Origin of the sequence: Gemmata sp. SH-PL17 (assembly GCF_001610855.1) — a bacterium.
Lineage (GTDB): Bacteria > Planctomycetota > Planctomycetia > Gemmatales > Gemmataceae > Gemmata > Gemmata massiliana.
Map to the genome: position 1 here is coordinate 2,940,022 of NZ_CP011271.1, position 18,679 is coordinate 2,958,700.

The window sequence follows — 18,679 nt, forward strand, 5'->3', positions numbered from 1 at the left end:
CCAAAACGGCTTTCTCAGCGCTGAAAAAGGGTTACGGATCAATCGGATTTGGTATGAGAAAGAATACCAGTGCCCCTAATGCATCGCTCACAGGCGCCTGAAGGATTCGATTCGCTTGCCGCCCTTCGAGCCGAGCACACGAAGTTGCTCACTGCCCTGCCCGAGGATGTCCTCGCGCCAGAGCAGCGAGAGCGGGTGGTTACGTTCCTCGCGCGCGGTGCAGCCACCGGCACCGTTCTTGACTCCCCGCAGGAGCGGGGCATTGCCCAGGGAGTACTGAACTACTGGACCGCCACGCTTTACACAAGTAACGATCCAAGCGTACTCAAATCCTCCCCCCGTACCCACGTGCTGGCCGACTTCGACGAGAAGGCGACTGACGCCCTCTCTGCTGCAGCTGATGCGGCCCTTGCTCGGCTGTCCGAGGGGGACCACGAAGCGGCCCGGCGGAGCCTGCTGCGGCTGGTGCAGCTGAAACCGACCGGGCTCGAGTTCTTCACGGTTACCGTGCCACGGTCTGCCTTGGAAGCGACCGGTCACCGCGAATCGGTTGCCCGCGCCATCGCGGCCCTTGAAGAGGTGAAGGTTCTGCGGGTCGACGTGGGGGCCGCACGAGGGGACGACCACATAGCCCTCCGATACGAGTCGTACATCCGCACCTGGCACACCCTCCACGAGTGGCTCGAGGAGCGGCGACGCCTCCGTACCGCCGCCGATTTATGGGAGCAGAACGAGCGATCGGACCAGTCGCTCTGGGAGGGGAAGCAGCTCGCTATTGTCGACTGGTACAGCGATTTGAATCAAATCGAGCGAGATTTCATCGCCGCATCAGAACGCAAGAGATTGGCAATGGAAAACGAAAATCGAAGCGCGAGTGATATTATTATTGAGGCCTTTGAGTCCGGCCGGCCGATCGTCCCTCTCATTGGGGCAGGCGTCTCCGTCGGCACGGGCTTCCCGTCGATGGCAGGCGTCACCACGTACCTCGCGAAAGTTCAGTTTTACATCCGCAACGTCGCCGTCAACGACCAGATTCACACGGAAGGCGCGCCTGACACGACGTACCTCCGTCAGCACGGCTGGCCGGAGCTGAACCAGCTGAACGCCGAGGTGTGGCGGTACTTATACTCGGAGCGAGAGGCCGAGGGAGCCGCCAGTCAGACGGAGACCGAGGACGACGAGCGCTTCACGCGTGCGGTCAAGAGATGCCAGCAGGCGTTCCGATCGTGCGGATCGGATCTGTCCACACTGGCGCGCAAGCTGTGGGTTGTGCCCAACCACCGCGTCCACCTGATCACCCAGCTCCAGTTCCTGGAAAACCTGAGCGACCGGGACTGGGGCGCGGCCGCGAAGCTCTACGTGCGCGTGCTGACCGGGGAGTTGTCGCTGCGTGGGGACTGGTATGACCTGTTGGTATCCTTGACCGAGGGCGACTTCGATCTGGTTGCCGCGCTGTTCAGCTCCCTCGGGCAGGGCCGCACCCCGGCCGCCCCGCACGTGTTTCTGGCACAACTCGTTGATGCCCTGCAGGTGCGCCTGTTCCTCAGCCTCAACTTCGACCCGTTCCTCGAGACGGCCCTGTGGGCGGAAGGGCACGCACCGGGCGTCGTCGAGATCGCCAAAAATGCTGACCTGCCATCACAGGGGACGATCGGCGACCGGTTGACCGTCCTAAAGTTGTATGGCGGGCCGTATGGTCAGCGTATCGACGAGGCAGCCGATACAAACATGCTGCACCGCGCCGCGCGAATTATCCCGCCCAATGCCCTAATCGTCGTCATGGGGTTCTCTGGGTACGAGCGACGGGTCACCCAGGTACTCATGGGCCACGCGAAGGCCGCCAAAGAGCGCGACACGGGTGGCCCCGCACTACTCTGGATGAACTACGGAACCACCCCCGACAAGCCGGTCAACGCGCTGCGTTCGAAGATCAATGAGCCCAACAACAACCAACTTGTGATTCGGAACTACAGTGACGTCTCCCTGTTCCTGCTGGACGTCCTCACCCGCCAGCGGCTCGCCCACCCGGCCGGGCGTGAGCGGTACCGGTGCTTACCGACCATGCCGTGGGCGGACCACAATGACGAATCGTCTGCCCCGGCCCTGCGCGAACGCAGGGTGCTGGCTTTCTACCGCGAAAGCGACTGGGACCTGGACGGCTCGCCGGTCAGCGACGCCCGGGGGCACTCCGACGCTAGCATGGCCATGGCGAGGTTCTGCCGCGAGATGGCGAAGACACATCAGACCATCTGGGTCGATTGCGAACAGCACCACACCGTTGATGGTATCGTTGTCGACGTACTCGACTCGATCCGCCGGTTCGACCCCGCATTCCCCCCGCTGCTCGTCCAGGCCCAGAGGGCTCCGCAACCGCACCACGTGCCGCCCGCCCACAAGCGATCGGTGGAGAGGATCCGCGAGGCCCTCCAACGCGGCAATTACATCCTGTGCTTTGACTCGCCCGAGACCATCGGTCGCCCGCAGACCGTTCACCACGGGACGCCCAGCCTGACCCTGCCTGAAAAGCCGGAACACGACCGCATCCGGCGGCCCCGCCAGCCCCAAAACAAGCTGATTGAGAAGTTCGAGGCTCGCGTCACCGGCTTTTTCGATTTCCTCACCAGCTTACTCACACCACCGCACGCGTCCGACATTGCGGAGTCCTTCGTGTGCGTGGCGCTGGCGCCGGCGGCGCCCCGGCACTTGGAGCCCGGCAGCACTCCCGGCCGAACGCTCACCCACGTTGACGACTGCATCAAAACCCTGAAGAGGTTCTGTTCGGACAACTCGCAGTTTATCGACATCGTTAAGGTTCTCCCCGCGGGTGATCGCGACCTCAATGATGGTACTGAACACGTGACCCAACCCAGTTCGGAAGCGGATCAGCCGATCCTGGAGAAGCTCGTCAGCGGCCTCCTTACCAGCACCCTTAACCCGCTCGAGAGGGGGCCTCAAGCGGCGTTCATAGTCCCGATGGTCCTGTCTGTCTTTCGACGCCCTCGGTCGTACCTGGGCTATCTGGCGCTCCTTAAATCCCCAGGGGAAGACCCACCCAAACACCCTCGGAACCACTCCCGCAATTTTTGGGACCAGCTGTTCGGCCCCCCCCGGCACCCACGCACATCGATCGATTTTCCGTGTGAGTACATGAATGGGATGTGCTACCTTGGCGGGGGACTGCTCTGGATACCGCGACGGCTGCACAACCGGGCCTACAACCGGCTCACCGACCCCGGGCACCGGATCGCCAAGGCGATCCGGGACGGCAAAGAGGCCGGACACGGCGAAATGTACGGGGCCGTGCTGTCGCTGCTCGCGGCGGCCTTCCTCCACCGCCGAGCTGCCCGGTACTACTTCTCGGAGTTGTATGAGGCGACCGGCGATATTGTGGCGTTCCGGGAGTACATTTACCACCGCGTGTCCTACCTCCGATACCTGTGCAGGTTGCTACTGGTGACCAACCGATGGGCCGGCTCCGCGCCCCCAACCGACCTGGACGCGCGGCTGCGTGAGCACCTCCGGCAGGCGATTAACAAATACCGACATCTTGAGGAAGACAAGCAACTGACCAGGGAGGTCTCAACGTGGGGGCGGCTGCGCCTGGGCGTAAGGAGCGCGTGGTTCCAAGAGCTAAAGGCGTTCCGTGCCACCCTATCGCGGGAGTTCGAGACCGTGCGGCAGCGCTTGTACGCCGGCACCTGGGTGAGCACTATCGACCGGCTCGGGGACTTCGACCTCGAGGAGATGCATCACCCTGCGGCCTTCCGCACCCCCAATCAATCGGATGACCCGGAGGGGGTCCTGTGCCGGAGTGAGCTCGAGGCGCTCATGCGGGAACTGGACCGTCAGAAATTCGAAGCTCGATTCGAGATGGCCGACTGGTCCGACACGCTCCGTGATCAGCAGGCGGTCCTCCACGCGATTGAGGGGGCGTTCGCCTCGCCAGGCCGCAGCCCCGACCCGCCGTTCCGCGGCGGCCCAACAGATAGCCTGCGCGAGGCCTACACGCGTGAAGCCTCCTTCCTGCCACCCGCTCAGAACCCCTCCCCGCTGATCCTCGACGTCCATGCGGTTGCCCATAACAAGGCCAACGCGTCGCCGCTTGAGAGCGCCAGGGTCCGTAAAGCGTTGCCTCTTAACGCGCCCGCCGGTGGCCCGGTGTCCGAAAGCGCGTTCGAGGTAGTACAAGACAAGAGCGAGACGCGGTTCTCACCATTTGACTCCGCAATTAGCCTCACACCGGCCGGGTTCGTCTACTGGTTCGTGCAGGCAGTCGAGTGGGCCGATGGGCTCTCCCGGCTCGCTCGCGCGAGCTACGAGAAATGTGCCTCCCCGGCCGGCGCGGACAACCAAAGCGACGAAAAGATGACCACACACCAGGAGCAGGCGCGCCGCATCGCCAGCCGCCTCGGCGAGTGGCTCGTAGCGGTGGACGAGTTGACCGAAACAAAGCAGGTGCCCCCGTTCTCGGAGGAGATCCGCCGATTCCTCCGCGAGCGGTTGACGGTACTGGCGTTGGACCTGGCAGTCGACCAGGCGCGATTCCAGCTCGACAAGTTTAATCCGTGGCTGAGCGGGCGCACCCGGGAGGGCCTACCGCTCACCACCCACGATGCGCTGGGGGGCGCGCGGTGGGACGCCATCCACCTGTTCGAGCAGGCTCGGCGCACCATCTTTCAGGACGTCCGAACGTACAACAAGTACCGCGCGAAATCGCTCAGAATGGTTTCCCAGGCCGACATCCTGATGTCGGTCGGCTCGGCGCGGTTCCTCAAACCCATCGCGGACTTGAACCTCGCGCTGCGTTTGCTGCACCGAAGCCGGGGCGCCGACCCGCTGGAAGAGGTCGCCTGTTACCGCACGAAAGCTGAGGCCCTGATGCTTTGGTCCGACGCTCTCGCCCGTGGGACCACACTTCCGGCGTCGGACCAGGCCGCTGCCCGCGCGCACTTTGACGCCCCTCGCGCACGCCTCGACGCCGCGCGATCGATGATCGCTAGGGCCTTGGAGGCGCTGAGCCAGAGGCCGCGGAACGTGCCCTGGTGGCTCCGGCTGTGCCACGATCGCGCCCAGTGGGCCGTCGTGTCATGTGTACTTCGGGTGTGGGAGGCCCGGGCCGCCCCGTCCCCCGACCGGACGGCGCAGAAGTCCGGCGCCCCAGACACCAAGCGGGCGAATCTGCAGCGCGAGTTCGAGATCGACTTGCGGTACGGATTAGACGCGATCCGTGCCGGTATCGACGGGCTCCTTCCGGTTCGCGGGGACGAGGAGGACGCACACAAGGTACTCCAGTGGAAGGGATTTGCACGGCTCTGGCTCAGCTTGGCCCAAGCGACGGAGGCCTTCAACGTGGACGAACGGTCGGAGGCGCGCGAGAGCCCGACAGCTCGTCCCACTGAGCGCCTGGAGACGCACTGGGCGCGGATGAACCAGGCGGCCCGGATGCCGCAGCTCTGCCAGAGCTGGGCCAAGGCCCGCAAGAACTCGCCACTCGACCCAAGCGATCCGCAGACCGGGGACTACGCCGTACTATTTCACGCCATTGCACCACCTGAAAACAACCATGCGATGGAAAAATTCGTCGATAATTTGCTGGCGGAATTTAAGAAGATACCGGTCTAGATATCGTGCGGATGGAACGTATTATTCGCCACCCTCTGACCGGTCACCGCCCCGGCGGACGTACTCGAGCGACCGCGCGATGCCGTTCGCTTCGGTCAAACGGGCCACGACTTTCGCCCCGACACCCGAACGGGACACCCGACATGACGCGCACGGAAAAAGTTGCTCGACTGGTGTCACTCGTCCGGACCATCCAGACCGAATCGGAAGGCGCGTCCGACGCGCTCCGCACACCTGTGGGCGCTCCACTCGAAGACATCGCTGATCTGAGTGCCACCCGACAAGCACTTGAGAAGACCTTCCGCGACCCCGCGCCGGAACTGGACGACGATGAGGTCGCTGGTTTGGAAGCGATCGTGCTGACACGCGGGCGGCCGGTGGCGTTCATCCGCGACAGCCGATATGACCCGCTCCCCGCTCCGTGGGCGCACCTGAATGCGGATCCGGTCCGCCAGCGGTTGCAGCCGCTGCTCAACTCGGTCGGCCGGGTCGAGTTGCCGAACTCATCGATTCCCTACGGCGGAACCGCGTTCGTCGTCGGGCCGGATCTCCTGATGACCAACCGGCACGTGGCGGCCCTCTTCACCGTCGGGTTGGGCACCCGCGGGCTGCTGTACAACGCTGGCAACGCGGCGATCGATTTTCGTCGCGAGGTCGGCTCGGCCGCGACCACCCACGTCGAGGTGAGTAAGGTGGTCATGATGCACCCGTACTGGGACATGGCCCTGCTCCGGGTCCGTGGGCTCCCTGCCGCACACCCAGCGCTGAAGCTCTCGATCCGCCCGCCCGATGAACTTGTCGGACGGGACGTCATAGCTGTCGGGTATCCGGCTCTCGATTCGCGGAACGATATCGAACTGCAGAACCGCATCTTCCAGAGCACCTACGAAGTGAAACGACTCCAGCCGGGCAAGTTTCGCGGCCGCGAGTCGATTCGCAGTTTCGAGACCCGGGTCAATGCGGCCACTCACGACAGTTCGACCCTCGGCGGCAACTCAGGGTCGGCAGTCCTCGACCCGTCGACAGGCGAGGCGGTCGCACTCCACTTCGCCGGAGCGTACTTGAAGGCGAACTATGCGGTCCCGACCTACGAGTTGGCCCGCGATCCGCGAGTCGTTGCCGCCGGGTTAAACTTCTCCGATGTGGTGCCTGCAACGAACGAGTTCGACGCGGCGTGGGCACGGGCTGGCGGTGAGTGACTGTCCCATAAGGGGTGTTTGGGGTGGATAAAATGGTTCATGAGAACGTCATCCTACCCCAGCGACATTACCGACGAGCAGTGGAGGTTGATCGAGCCTCACATTCCGGTATATCCGGGTAATCGGCCGCGCACGACCGACCTGCGGGATGTCGTGGATGCCGTGTTCTACATACTGCGCACCGGTTGCCAGTGGCGCTATTTGCCCAAGGACTTCCCGCCCAAGAGCACGGTGTGGCGGTACTTCGACGAGTGGCGGCACAACGGCACCCTCGATACCATCCACGACCGGCTCCGCACCAAGGTACGCACCCAGGAGAAGCCGTACTCACCGCGCACCACGGCTAGCGTCGACAGCCAGTCGGTGGACACCACTTCCGGCGGCGAGCAGCGGGGCCGGGATAACGCCAAGAACGTCGATGGGCGGAAGCGTCACATCGTCGTGGATTCGATGGGATTGCTGCTGGCCGTGCTGGTGACGGCGGCGAGCGTGGACGACGCCCGAGCCGCCCAGCAGTTGTTCCCTCGTTTGGAGGGGCAGCCGGTCGGCCAGGTGGTGCGCATGTACGCGGACAGCAAGTACCACAACTTCGCCCTCTACGAGTGGGTCAAGGACAACGCCCGGTGGGATCTGGTCATCGTGCGCCGCCCCGAGGGATCGAAGGGGTGGGTGAAGCTGCCGATCCGCTGGACCGTGGAGCGCACGTTCGCGTGGCTGGGCACATGCCGGCGGTTCACCAAGGACCGCGAGGAAAGCGTGAGGTCGTCGGAGGCGTTCATCAAGTTGGCCATGATCCACCTCATGCTCAACCGCCTTCACCCAAAAGATAATGAAGCCGAATTCCAGTACCGTTCTGCCGCGTGAACCCACTTATGGGACCGTCACTCATACCGAATCCGGTTGATCCGTAACCCTCTCCAATGCCGGGAGGATGTACCATGACGCGACTACCCGTTGTTCCCCACCTGACACACGACGAGATCGATCAGCGCTACCGGAGTTGTTCGGACGCGGCCGAGAAGACCCGGTGGCACGTGCTGTGGCTGGTCACGCGCCCCGATCAACCGCTCTCGGCCACCGCGGCGGCACGCCTGGTCGGGTTCGCACCCGCCTGGGGTCGTGCGATCCTCAAGCGGTACAACACGCGCGGCCCCGAGGCCCTCACCGACGGGCGCCGGGGCAACGGGGCCGCCTTCAAACTGACGCCCCAACAGCAGGCGGAGTTGTTCGCCGCGCTCCAGAAACCGCCCCTCGACCACGGGCTGTGGAGCGGACCCAAGGTCGCCGCCTTCGTCCGAGACCGGTTCGGCATCGTGATCGTCAAGCAGACCGGATGGCAGTGGCTCAAGGAACTCGGGTTCCGGTTGGTGGTCCCGCGCCCAAGGCACCCCAAGGCGGCCACACGCGAGCAGCAAAAGGAGTGGCTTTGACGGGCTGTCCCGTCTCATGGCCGAGTTGCGCCAGGGGCACCCGGACAAGGAGGTCGAACTGTGGTGCGAAGATGAGGCCCGGCTCGGGCTCAAGCCCGTGGCCCGACGTGTGTGGGCGCTCGCGGGCACGCGCCCGACCTCCAACGGGCGGCATAAATTCGAGTCCCTGTTCGTGTACGGGTTCACGCCCCCCCCCCCGAGCGGGCGCAGCCGGTTCCTGATCCTTCCTAAGGCGAACGCGGAACTCATGGGCCAAGCGCTGGAGGACTTCGCCGGTTGGGCCGACCCGGATCGGCGCAAGGTACTGGTGGTGATCCTCGACGGCTCGGGAGGGCACACGGCCAAGGGACTGCGGGTACCGCCGAACGTGGTGCTCCACCGGCAGCCCAGTTGCACCCCAGAGTTGCAACCGGCCGAGCACCTGTGGCCCCTGGTCCGCGAGGGCCTGGCCAACCGGGTGTTCAACGACCTCAACGAGCTGACCGCGACCCTGACGACGCGGTGCCAGTGGCTGACCGAGCACCCGACGGTTGTTGGCGGGGCCGTCGGGTTTCACTGAGCCGTCGCCGCCTGACGGTTACGGATCAACCAGACTTGGTATCAGTCGGTCGAGGAGTTGCTGCGTGCCGCCTTTACGGAACTGGTATTCGCTCAGCACGTGAAAGTAGCTCTGATGCGGTTCGATGGCCACATCCAACGGCTCCGGTTTACACTCGGCGACGACGGGATCGTGCCTACCGACGAGGTCGGGAACAAGCTCGGAACAGCTCCGGTCCGAATGGCCGATCGGCTATGGGCATTTCTGGCCCTTCTGTCGGATCTTGAAGTTATAAAGTCCGAATCCGGTAACCTTTCTGCCGGACTATTGGCCGGAACAGTAGCGGTTACTGATGCCCGCCTATCCCATGTACACAGGGATGGCCCGTAGGTGCTCCAGAACGGCCGGATCGAGATCGGGTGTGAAGGTCTTCATGACCCGTTAGAGGGATGAACCTCGTGCCGAGCTTAACTCTTCTAACTGAGTAGTGTTAACACTACTCCGTTAGAAGTGCGCAACTGCTTATAGGACCGAGTGTTGTATAACTACCATCGAGTAGTCGCAAACGAACCTACTGCGTGCCAACCTCTTGATATTCAGCAGTTCGACGCGACTCGTCTGCAGATCAGGCTCGCTTCTAACGGAGTAGTGTTAACCCGCGGGTTGCCAGTTTTTCTGACGCGACAACCGAACCTGCCGGTTAACAGCGGTGAGAGCGCAAGAGATTCGAGGAGTGTTTGACTCGGACATCGAGTGCGATCCAAACTCGATGTCCGCTTAACAACTCACTCGCCCGCCGCTTCACACGAAACACTTCGATTTCCAGTGCTTCAGTGAGCTTAGGGGCTGAAAAGTCTCGCGCGTGGGGAGTGTCGGAAGTTCGAGGAGTGTTGTGCTCGGGGAGCTGAGTCAGCAGGTGCGGAATAATCGCACACAGGGGTTAACGCGCACAGCCGGGAGTGACAGCTCCCAGCTGCCATCGTTTTCTGCACGTTTTCAGGCACTTCAAGCCACATTCCAAGCGCGGCAAAAGTCTCGGGTTCGAGCGAGACATCTCGGGGTGCGAGCCCAACCCTAGCGTTTCGTCTCGGACCCCGAATTTCTCTCCGGAAAAGTCTCGGAGTCTCGCCGAGAGACCAACACAGCAGTTATGCTTTACGCGCCCAGGAGTGACACATTGTTCCAGGTCTGGAAGTTGTGGGCCAACAGAGTCGCCAGTTTCTCTCGATGTTTGGTCGGCAGATCCGCGAGGCACCCGTCGATGGCACTCTGGAACCTCTTGAAGTCCTGATGGTGCCGACTGTTGAGCACGTCCTTCTTCACGAACTTCCACAGGCGCTCGATCAAGTTCAGGTTCGGCGAGTACGACGGCAGGAACAGCAGCTCGATCCCCAACTGCTTGGCCGCGTCCTGCACCAACACGCACCGCTGATACCGGGCGTTGTCCAGCACCAACGTGACGGGCACCGAGCCCGCCCGGCGCGCGATCGTGTGAAGCAACGCGCACACCGACGTGGCGGTGATGTACGTCGTGTTGATCTCCGTCACCAGTTCGTGCGTGACCGCGTTCAGCGCGCCCAGCACGTTGTACCGCTGCCGACCACTTGCCGCGCGCACGTGCAACCGCACGAAGCACCACACCCAACCCAGGAACGACGCCAATACGAAGTGCGACGCATCCACGAAGTACACCGACCGCTTACCGCTCCGCGCCTCCGCCAACTTCGGTTCCAGGTCCGCCTTTTAAAAAGTCCGCCTGCGCTCGGGCGTGTTCCTCGATCGTCTTCTTGGGCGGGACCGGGATCGGTGCCACCTTCAAGCACTTCATCCCCAGGTCGTCCTTGAGGAATTTGCGCACCCGCGACACTTTTCGTCGGACGCCCGTCAGCTCCTCGATCCGCCGCGCCGCCTCGTGAGCCGTGTGAGGCGGGTGCTTGCGGAACTCCTGTTCGATCGTTGCCGCGTGTGGCGTCAGGGCACTGGGTTGTCCCTTCCACCCGAACGACCGAATCCCATCGAGGCCCTTCGCCGCGAAGATGTGCAAGGTCCGCTGAACCGTGGACCGGGACACGTTGGCGAGTTCGGCGATGCGCCCGTGCGACTCGTTCTTGCTCTTGAGCCACAGGATCTCCATGCGCTCCTGAACGCGCGGGTCCGGGTGCCCGTACCGATCGCGCACAATCGCTTCGACAACCGACTCGGGGAACGAGTACGTGGGACGCATGGAGCCTCTCCCGGTAACGGATTACGGTGAGCACCGATCTTCCGCTACAGCACCAGGCTCCTCAAGGATAAATTGTGTCACTCCAGGGTACGCTGAGAATAACACCGGGTTTGGCTCGCACCCCGAGCGAGACACGAACTCGTGAGCCACTGTTTAAGAGCCGTAATTGCGAGTTTTGTGTCGAAATCGGGTGACTGCGCACCTCGGCCTCGCTCCGGGCGTCGTGATTGCTCAACTCGTGGGCCACTCGGTACACCTGATCGAACAATTCCTTGACCGGAGCGAACAACACGGCCGTTCCCTCCAGTCCGCGAGTAATCAACAGGTGCAACCGAGCCAATTCCCGGCCCGCCCCTTTTTCCCGGCGCCCACGTTCTTCAGACTTCCCGCCACCGCCTCAAGCCGCCCGCGCAGTCGCAACCCGGCCGAGTCCAGGGGCGGGCGCCCGTCGTCGGTCAACGCGCCGCGCACGGCCGAGCCGTACCCGCGAATGACATCGGCCTCGGGATCGGTTCGCCCCTCGACCTTGCGCTCGATCTGGCGCACCCCGCGCACCTTCTTCTTCAGTGCCACTCCTTGAGCTTGTTGTGGGAGATGTCGCCGACGTTCTGGCGCACCCCGCGCACCTTCTTCTTGAGTCCGACTTTGGCGTGCCGATCGGCCTCGTAAATGGGTCGAGCGGCCGCGCGCAGGAAGTGGAACTGACACAACTGGTGCGGCACGTCCGGGAGCGCGGCCTTAACCGCCTTGCGGATCGAGTGGTGCCCGTCGGACACGACACCGGCGATGGGCACCGGGCAGCTCGTCTTCACCTGCTCCAGTAGCGCAGCCAGATCCGAGTTGCGGGCGGACAACAGGCTCTTGGCTAGAAGGATCTCGCCGCTGAGCACGTCGCGCAGAACCCACAACACCTCGTGCCCGACGTCGGGCTGCAACCCGTCGATCGCCAGAACCACGCGCCCGCGCGTCTGAAGGACCGCGTGGAGCCGGTCGTCATCGGCCCGCGCGACGGAGAGCAATTCGTCGTACCGGTCGAGCAAGTTGGTGACCGTGCGCTCGGCCAGTGCCACACCGAGTTGGGTGAGGTGGGCGTGGATCTCGGGCACGGACCGGTGCTCGGCGTACCGCAACCGCCCGACCCGCGCGACGACGTCGAGAGTGAACTCGTGGTGCGGGAGCGCCAGGCGTCCCTCGGCTTCGGGGCGGAACGGCACCCGGAACAAGTCGCACGGCCGGTGCCGGCACCGGGAGATGCGGAGTGTGTACCGGGTCACAGCGCTCAGCGACGTGAGGGTACGGAAGTTGGAGTAATCGAAGTACAGCCGGTTCCCGCACGCCGGGCAGGTGGCCGAAACCGGGGCCAGTGCGACCTCAGCAGTCGGGGTCGGACGACGGGTGCGACGAGCCACGAGCAACCCTCCGGGAGTCGCAACGTGATCCCACAACGGCTCTTGCCGCACCAGCGAGGTTTGCCGCCCTAGGAAAAAACACGGCCCAGTAGCGGCCGGTTTAGGGCATGCCCAACTTCCTGGCGGCTTTGTCGAGCAGAGAAGTCCCCTCATTTCCCAAGAGGTCGCTGGCCCGGCGTTGGGCCTCCTCCCAGGCCGGCACCGCCTTCTCGATCAGACGCTCCCCCTTCGGCGTCAGCCGGAAGGGCTGTGCGCGGGCATCCTTGCCGGGCACGACCTCCATCCAACCGTGGGCTTGCAACGGCTTGACGTTGCGGCTGAGGGTCGAGGCATCGAGTTGCAGGATCTCGCAGACTTGGCCGGGCCGCGCCAGGCCGAGCTTGGCCGTCAGGATGAGGATGTTCAGCTGGCTGGCCTTCAGGCCCAGCGGCCGCAGGGCGTCGTCGTACAGTTTGGTGACGACCCGGTTCAACAGCCGCAGCCGCCCGGCGATGCAACACGCGGCAATCGTTTCGATGCTGGTGACCGGTTTTGGCATGGTGGCACCTCTCATTTATTTGTATACGCAAATATTTCCCACGTCAACGGCTGACCGACATTGGTGCCTCATCCGCCGACACGAGGGGTACCACGCCCGCCTCGGTAGACCCGGCCCGGTCGTTCGCCTCGGGACGCGGAGCCGGCGGTGGCAGCGGGTCGGTCGGCTGCTTCACCCGGAACAGGAGCACGTACAGGGCTGGCAGGTTGCCGAGGGTGAGGAATGTGGCGACCGACAGCCCGCCCATGATGGCCACCGCCAGCGGCCCCCAGAACACGCTTCGGGTGAGCGGTATCATGGCCAGGATGGCCGTCGCCGCCGTCAGCACCACCGGCCGCGCCCGCCGCACCGCCGACTCAATCACCGCGTCCCAGAGGGACATCCCGTTCGCCGTGTCGTGCTCGATCTGGTCGATCAGGATGACCGAGTTCCGCATGTCCATGCCGGCGAGCGCGATCACCCCGAGCAGGGCGTTGAACCCGAACGGCGCGTGGAACAGCAGCAGCGCGGACACCGCCCCGATGAGCCCCAGCGGCGAGATGATGAACACCAGGAACAGTTTCTTGAAGCTCTGCACCTGGATCATGAGCAGCGTGAGCATGACAGCGATCATGGCCGGGAACACCGCGAACAGCGCCTCGTTCGCCTTCTGGCTCTCCTCCACTGCGCCGCCGGTGTCGATGCGGTACCCGGGTGGGAGGTCGGCCTTCAGCGCCTTCAAATCAACGAGGACTTGAGCGGTCACGTCCGGAGCTTGGACCCCGTCGGCCACGTCCGCGCGGACGGTGAGGACCGTTTCGCGGTCGCGCCGCCACCGGATCGGCTCTTCCTGCTCGTAGGAGGCCGTGGCCACCTGGGACAGCGGAACCGCGCTCCCAGCGGGCGTGAGGACCGTCAGGTTTGGCAGCGTGTCGAGCTTCAGCCGCTCTTCCGGAACCGCGCGGGCGACCACGTCGATCAGCTCGATCCCCTCCCGGTACTGGGACACGGGCACGCCGGTGAGGAGCGTCTGGAGCGTCGCCGACACCTCCTGCGGGGTCAGCCCGAGGGTGCGGGCGCGGTCCTGATCGACCTGGAGCCGCACGACCTTGGACGGCTCGTCCCACTCTAGTTGAACGTCACGGGCATTCGGGTTTTGACGGACGATGTCGCGAACCCGATACGAGATCGCGCGGGCCTTGGCCGGGTCCGGGCCGACCACCCGGAACTGGACCGGAAACCCCACCGGCGGTCCGAACTCGAGCCGCACCACCCGCATTCGCGGGAGGGCGAACTCGGTGTCCGACGCGAACCGCTCCTGGAGCCGAGCGCGGAGCCGCTCGCGGGCCTCGGGGGACTTCGCCTGAATCACGACCTTGGCGAAGCTCGGGTCCGGCAGGTCGGGGTTTAGGGCCATGTAGAACCGCGGCGGCCCGGCCCCGGCGTAGGCGGTGAAGTGGTCGATGTCCGGGTCGTCGGCCAGGACCGCTTCGAGCTTCGCGACTTCGGCCTCGGTCGCGGTGAACGACGAACCGCCCGGCAGCCGGAGTTCGACCATCAACTCGTTGCGGGACGACTGCGGGAAGAACTGCTTCGGCACGAACGCCATCCCGTACACCGCAGCCGCGAACAGCACGGCCGTCACCGCGACCACCGACCGCGGGTGGCGGACGCAGGCGGTGATGATCCAGCGGAGGATCCGATACATCCGGGTGTGGTAGGGGTCGTGGTGCGGCCGGTTCGCGTAGCTCGGGAGCAGTTTCACCCCCAGGTACGGCGTGAAAATCACGGCCACGAGCCATGAGGCGATCAGGGCGATGCCGACCACCCAGAAGATACCGCCGGCGTACTCCCCGGCGGTGGACTTAGCGAACCCCACCGGGAGGAACCCGACCACCGTGACGAGCGTGCCGGTGAGCATCGGGAACGCGGTGCTGCTCCACGCGAACGTGGCGGCCGCCACCCGGTCGAGCCCCTCCTCCATCTTCACGACCATCATCTCCACCGCGATGATGGCGTCGTCCACGAGCAACCCCAGGGCGAGGATGAGCGCCCCCAGGCTGATCCGGTCGAGCGCCATCCCGGCCGCGTTCATCACCACCAGGGTGATCGCCAGGACGAGCGGGACGCTCAGCGCCACCACCACCCCGCTCCGAAAGCCGAGGGAGAGGAAACTGACGACCAGGACGATGACCAGGGCCTCGACGAACGACCGGGTGAACTCGCCGACCGACTCCTCCACCACGTGCGACTGGAAGGCCACCCGTTCCGCAGCGGCCCCGGCAGGCAGGTCCGCTTCGATGGCCCTAAACTCGGTTTCCAGGGCGCGTCCCAGTTCGAGGACGTTGCCACCCGCGCGCATCGCAACCGCCACTTCCACCGCGGGTTTCCCGTTGTGCCGCACAGTGAACGTAGGCGGATCTTCGTAGCCGCGCCGGACGTCCGCGATATCGCCGACGCGGAACACTTTACCCCCGGCATGAACCGGAACGGCCCGGACCTTCTCGGCCGCCGCGAACGGCCCGTCCACCCGGACGTACACACGATCGGTCGGAGTTTCGACGCTCCCGGCGGGGTTCACCGCGTTCTGCCGGCGCAGGCTGTCGAACACCTGCTGCGGTCCGACCCCGAGGGTCGCGAGCTTCTTGTGCGAGAACTCGACGAACACCTTCTCCGGGCGCTCGCCGACGAGCACCACCTTGCTCACGTCCTTCACCCGCAGGAGCTGCTGCCGCGCGTTCCGGGCAATTCTTTTGAGTTCGGCCGGGGTGAAGTCGGACCCTGTGAATGCGTAAACAGCCACGTACACGTCCCCGTACTCGTCGTCGAGGAACGGCCCCGTCACGTTCTCCGGCAATGTGTGCCGGATGTCGCCGACCTTCTTCCGCACCTGGTACCAGATGTCCGGGACCGCCTTCGGTGGGGTGTCGTTGCGGAGCTGGACCGTGACCACCGCTTTGCCCGGGAGCGTGTACGTCCGCAGGTAGTCGAGGTACGGCGTCTCCTGGAGCTTCTCCTCGATCTTGTCGGCCACCTGGCGCTGCATCTCGTCGCTTGTCGCGCCGGGCCAGTTAGCCGAAACGACCATCGTCTTGATGGTGAACGACGGGTCTTCGGCCCGGCCCATTCCGAGGTAGGCGTACAGCCCGGCCGCGGCGGCCGCGAAGATCAGGTACAGAACCAGCGCCGGGTGCTTTACCGCCCAGGCGGACAGGTTGAGCGTGCTCACGGCATCTCCTTCCATGCCCGAACGGTCACGCCCGGATCGAGTTTTTGCACCCCGGCCGTGACCACTAACTGACCCGGCTTCACGCCCCCGGACAGGATCACCGTCTCGTGCCGGTACTCACGGACGTCGACCGGAACGAGGGTGAGCCGCCCCGTCGACCGCTCCACGATCCAGACGCCCGGTCGATCGCCGGCGCGGTGCAACGCGGAGAGCGGGAGGCTGTATCCGGCGGTGGCACCGACCGGGCTCAGGTGAACCGTCGCGGTCATCCCGAGGGTCACCTTGGCCCCCGGGTCGCGGATCGTGAACCGGGCCTGGTACGTGCGGGTGACCGGGTCGGCGGCCGGCGAGAGTTCGCGAAGGGTGGCTTGGTACGACTCCCCCGGCGCGGACCAAAGTGCGACCGTGGCCCGGGCCGTTCGCGCTCCGATTGCTTGGTTTTCGGGAAGGCTCACAACTGCCTCGCGTTCGCCGTCACGAGCGAGCCGGGCGACGACCTGCCCCTCGGCGACGACCTGCCCGGCTTCCGCTGGTAGAGCCGTGAGCACCCCGTCCGCGTCGGCGGTCAGCTCGCAGTACGCGAGCCGGTTGCGGGCGATGCCGAGGTTCTCCTTCGCCCGATCCCGGCGCCCGGCGGCCACGTCCTTCGCGGCCCTGGCCCGGTCGAGGTCGTTGGTGCTGCCGACCCCGCTCTGGTAGGTCTGGAGTTGTCGGTTGTGCTCCGCGACCGACTGCGCGACCTCGGCCTCGGCCGCGGTCAGATCGGCCTCGGCTGCCTTGACTGCGAGTCGGTAGTCGGTCGCATCGAGCCGGAAGAGTAAGGTTCCGGCCGCGACTCGCTGCCCGACCTCGACGTGTCGGGAAACGATCTTGGCCCCGACCCGGAACGCGAGATCCGTCTCGTACCGAGCCCGGACGATCCCGGTGTACGTGTGCACTGAAGCCGAGGCGTCCGTGGTCACTTCTTGCACCCGGGCGGCCCGCGGGAGGGGCGCGGGGGCCGGCGGTGGGGTTGTGGGCGGGGTGCTGTAGACCATGTACGCGCCCCCTCCGCTTCCGACCACGAGGCCGAGGATTCCGGCCGCCACGAGGAACCGATTTTGCGTGTTCATGTGCCCTCCAGGGTCTGCGGGTTTACCGGCCCGAGCCCGCCGATTCCCTCGGTTCCGGTCGAGCGGGGCGCTGGAAAATTGCATATGCAATTTTCTGTGGGGTTGATACTCCCCTCGGCTCCGCACCTTACACCGCCGGCTGTGCACTTCGTTCACATAGGCCACAGTGTCGAGTTGAACAGAAAGCGCAAGTCGAGGTTACTTGTGGGTGGATGACCACGAAATGACTCCACCCGAGGTAGGTGAGAGGGCGATCACCACCTCCCGATTTGAAGCCGTCACCTCTCGCAAGTCCGCGATGCGTTTCCGCACGTCGGGGAGGAGGGCCGGGCTGCGGTCGGTGCGAGGATTTTCGGTTGTATCTTCGATGACCCCTTCGGGGTTGCCACGCCGGAGACCACCAGTGGCGGAAGGACCAGCAAGCGGAGGTCGGGAGTGCGGCTGCCTTTTCCGCCGACTTGACAACGAGTTTAGTTGCATATGCAAAATAAGCGTGGTGGCCAGACCGTACCAAATGCCGAATCGCGAGGGATCGCCTCGCCGGACGGGTTCGCGTCCGGCTACTGCCCGCGGAGGTCATCCGGCGGGCGCTGGCCGAGGCGGGGGGGGCGCCGGTCGAGGCGAACACCATACAGACCGGGCAGCACCAATCCAACATGGGGCGCGCACGAGCCACGACGTCCGCAGCCCGGCGGCGTTTCCTGGAGGCCGCTGACCGGCTGTTCTACCAGCACGGCGTTCGAACCGTCGGCATCGACCGGGTGATCGCCGAGGCCGGGGTCGCCAAGATGACCCTCTACACCCACTTCCCGTCCAAGGACGACCTGATCCTGGCCGTCCTCCAGCACCACGAGAGGACCGACCTCGAGTTCTTCCGCAGCACGATGGAGCGGCACGACCAGAAGCCCCCACACCGGATTGAGCATCTCGTCCAACGAGCGTTACCCCCGGCACGGCAGCGTCCGGCAATTTTCTCCCTGCGTCACTCAGGTTCGGTTGACGCTGAGAGTGAGCCACGGTCGTCGGGCGATCGGCACCTCGATCGCACTTCTCTAAACACTTCGAACTCGTTCGGTGTAATTAACAGGTAGAGACTTTTCGTCTGTTCATCCGCCAGCCTGCCGGTCGCGACGCGAAGGGCGCTGGGGCCAACCACCCGGTGCCCCGATGCCGTCCACACGCAACCCCGCCACGCTCACCCCCAATGAACGCACTCGCGAGCTCGCGCGCCTGCTCGCAACCGGGCTCGTGCGCCTCGGCTCGGAACTCCTCGCACCACCCAACGGCACACTTCCGATCTCAGAAAAATCAGCAGAATCGTCCCCGAATGGACTTGCTGTGGTGCCCCAAAAGAGCGTCACTGTGACCGCCGGTTAACACCGCCGAGGACACGATTCCA

General features: G+C 64.8%; 12 protein-coding genes and 1 pseudogene. 7 read left to right on the forward strand and 6 right to left on the reverse strand.

Translation table 11 applies throughout. From position 1 onward, the window contains the following. Positions 1-144: 144 nt before the first annotated feature. From VT84_RS12190 to VT84_RS12210, 5 genes are all read left to right on the forward strand, one after another. Positions 145-5,622, forward strand: coding sequence for a hypothetical protein (locus VT84_RS12190; protein ID WP_157469461.1), 5,478 nt, complete (start codon positions 145-147; stop codon positions 5,620-5,622). A 143-nt stretch (positions 5,623-5,765) separates the two neighbouring features. Beyond that, positions 5,766-6,821 carry a trypsin-like serine peptidase gene (locus VT84_RS12195; protein WP_162271677.1) on the forward strand — a complete coding sequence of 352 codons (1,056 nt, stop codon included), beginning with the start codon at positions 5,766-5,768 and terminating at the stop codon, positions 6,819-6,821. Between the two features lie 39 nt (positions 6,822-6,860). Beyond that, the gene (locus VT84_RS12200; RefSeq protein WP_082839720.1) at positions 6,861-7,685 is read left to right on the forward strand and encodes an IS5 family transposase; all 825 of its coding nucleotides are present in this window, start codon (positions 6,861-6,863) and stop codon (positions 7,683-7,685) included. Positions 7,686-7,759: 74 nt separating this feature from the next. After that, the gene (locus VT84_RS12205; protein WP_162271678.1) at positions 7,760-8,251 is read left to right on the forward strand and encodes a winged helix-turn-helix domain-containing protein; all 492 of its coding nucleotides are present in this window, start codon (positions 7,760-7,762) and stop codon (positions 8,249-8,251) included. 16 nt (positions 8,252-8,267) lie between these two features. Beyond that, entirely contained in the window at positions 8,268-8,810 is a 543-nt protein-coding gene (locus tag VT84_RS12210) for a transposase (RefSeq protein WP_082839722.1), read from the forward strand. Positions 8,811-9,944: 1,134 nt separating this feature from the next. On the opposite strand, the gene VT84_RS42225 is transcribed toward VT84_RS12210, so the two are convergent. The 6 genes and pseudogenes from VT84_RS42225 to VT84_RS12240 all read right to left on the reverse strand — a co-directional run bounded on the left by VT84_RS42225 (position 9,945) and on the right by VT84_RS12240 (position 17,280). Further along, on the reverse strand, positions 9,945-10,511 hold the full coding sequence (locus VT84_RS42225; RefSeq protein ID WP_410000365.1) for an IS630 family transposase: 567 nt from the start codon (positions 10,509-10,511) through the stop codon (positions 9,945-9,947). Further along, positions 10,489-11,013: a helix-turn-helix domain-containing protein gene (locus VT84_RS42230; RefSeq protein WP_052552795.1), complete on the reverse strand. Its 525-nt coding sequence runs from the start codon at positions 11,011-11,013 to the stop codon at positions 10,489-10,491. The genes VT84_RS42225 and VT84_RS42230 overlap by 23 nt, the downstream gene beginning before the upstream one ends. 369 nt (positions 11,014-11,382) lie before the next feature. After that, positions 11,383-12,335: pseudogene (locus tag VT84_RS12225) on the reverse strand (transposase); the annotation flags it as partial. A 187-nt stretch (positions 12,336-12,522) separates the two neighbouring features. Continuing rightward, positions 12,523-12,960, reverse strand: a complete 438-nt coding sequence (locus VT84_RS12230) for a MarR family winged helix-turn-helix transcriptional regulator (protein WP_162271679.1) — start codon at positions 12,958-12,960, stop codon at positions 12,523-12,525. A gap of 43 nt (positions 12,961-13,003) precedes the next feature. Next, positions 13,004-16,168: an efflux RND transporter permease subunit gene (locus VT84_RS12235; RefSeq protein WP_157469463.1), complete on the reverse strand. Its 3,165-nt coding sequence runs from the start codon at positions 16,166-16,168 to the stop codon at positions 13,004-13,006. Beyond that, the gene (locus tag VT84_RS12240; protein WP_162271680.1) at positions 16,165-17,280 is read right to left on the reverse strand and encodes an efflux RND transporter periplasmic adaptor subunit; all 1,116 of its coding nucleotides are present in this window, start codon (positions 17,278-17,280) and stop codon (positions 16,165-16,167) included. The genes VT84_RS12235 and VT84_RS12240 overlap by 4 nt, the downstream gene beginning before the upstream one ends. A 656-nt stretch (positions 17,281-17,936) precedes the next feature. Here VT84_RS12240 and VT84_RS42235 point away from each other — a divergent pair. Beyond that, positions 17,937-18,371, forward strand: a complete 435-nt coding sequence (locus VT84_RS42235; protein WP_082839728.1) for a TetR/AcrR family transcriptional regulator — start codon at positions 17,937-17,939, stop codon at positions 18,369-18,371. Between the two features lie 76 nt (positions 18,372-18,447). After that, positions 18,448-18,657, forward strand: a complete 210-nt coding sequence (locus tag VT84_RS12250; protein ID WP_082839729.1) for a hypothetical protein — start codon at positions 18,448-18,450, stop codon at positions 18,655-18,657. Positions 18,658-18,679: the final 22 nt, after the last annotated feature.